This window comes from Pseudosporangium ferrugineum, assembly GCF_003002065.1.
GTDB classification, from domain to species: Bacteria; Actinomycetota; Actinomycetes; order Mycobacteriales; family Micromonosporaceae; genus Actinoplanes; species Actinoplanes ferrugineus_A.
In genome coordinates this window covers 1-1,367 of sequence record NZ_PVZG01000083.1, presented here as the reverse complement: position 1 = coordinate 1,367, position 1,367 = coordinate 1, and the positions used below count along the sequence as shown (strand labels likewise).

The 1,367-nt window shown below is 67.2% G+C and carries 1 protein-coding gene; it reads right to left on the bottom strand.

Translation table 11 applies throughout. From position 1 onward, the window contains the following. Nucleotides 1-6 precede the first annotated feature (6 nt). Nucleotides 7-1,218 (bottom strand): ISAs1 family transposase, encoded by a 1,212-nt coding sequence (locus tag CLV70_RS38820; RefSeq protein ID WP_106131597.1) that lies wholly within the window; start codon nucleotides 1,216-1,218, stop codon nucleotides 7-9. Between the last annotated feature and the right edge of the window lie 149 nt (nucleotides 1,219-1,367).

Below are 1,367 nucleotides of genomic sequence, written 5' to 3'. Positions count from 1 at the left end.
CCAGGGCTATTGCGTTGTCGGGTAGCTGCTGGTCACGGCGGCGATCAGGTCGTGTGGTTGGCGGTTGGCTCGGCGTGTGGCCCGGGCGATATTGGTGGCGCCATTGGTGCGATGCCAGCCGATCGCGGTGTTACGCAGTGTCGCGATGACCGCAGGTCCGTTGCCGGTCCGGGCCTGGTGAAGGTCTTCACGGAAAGTCACATCGCGGACGTGATGCAGGCGGTTCTCGATGTGCCAGTGTCGGCGGATCCAGGTCTGCAGGTCGCGGGCGGTGGCGTGGCCGGCGGGCAGTGACACCGTCAGGTACGCGGTCTCGCGGCTGGTCTTACCAGCGACGATTCGAGTACGAGTGATCCGGATGGCCTGCTGGGCATGAGAGAAAGCGATCCCGCCCGGAGTGTGCAGGGTGACGGCTTTGACGGTCCGGGTCTCACGACGGCCGTGACCGCGGTCGCGGGTCCGGTCACCGGCCGGGATCTGCGCCCAGGGCAGCCGTTTGAGCTGCTTGAACAAGGTCGGCCGGTTGGCCTTGACCTGTACCAGCAGGTGCGCCCGGCGGGCGGCGACCTCGTCGGCGTGCCCGGTCTGGGTATGCAGAGCATCCGCGATGAACAGCACCCCTGCGAGGGTGCCGAGCACGCGTTCGACGGCATCGAGCAGCGGTGCGAACGACGTGATCTCGTTGCTCTTCGTGTCCACGGTGACCTGGGCCAGCACGATCCCGGTGGCGGTGTCCAGGGCGGAGAGCAGATGCACCTGCCGGCCGTCGCCCAGGCGGGCGCCACGCAGTGTCTTGCCATCGATGGCGATCACCGTGCGGTAGCGCCTCGGCGTGGTCGCCTCGGCAGGAGTACGAGCACGCAACCACCCGGCGAGGACGTTGCCCAGCAGTGTGTCGTCCAGGCGGGTCAGTAGCCGCCATACGGTGCTGCCGACCGGTACACCTGCGGTGAAACCGAGCTGGTCCTGGGCTTGTTCGTCAAGGTCGTGCAGCCAATCCGTGATCGTGGCGAACGACGATGCCCCGGCCATGACAGCACAGACCGCCACCGCCAGCAGCGCGGTCAGCGGGTAGCGCACGCCTCGTGGGTCGCGGGGATCAGGGACAGCGGCGAGCGCGTGCAGCAGCCCGCCACGTTCACCCTCGGTGACGGGTACCGCCTCGGCAGTGGAGACGGGTGCTGTTACGGCCAGTGCGGGGATGAGAGATGATGCCATCGGCGGGTGAGGTCTTCCTCGGAGTCGTGAAGCGTCGCAACTCCATGATCACCGACGCGGCCTCACCCGCTTCTTACGCCTCCACAGAGGCCGAACACATTCCAAATCTCCTGGCCAGCGAGCCACTGGCCGACTATGCAATCGCCCTG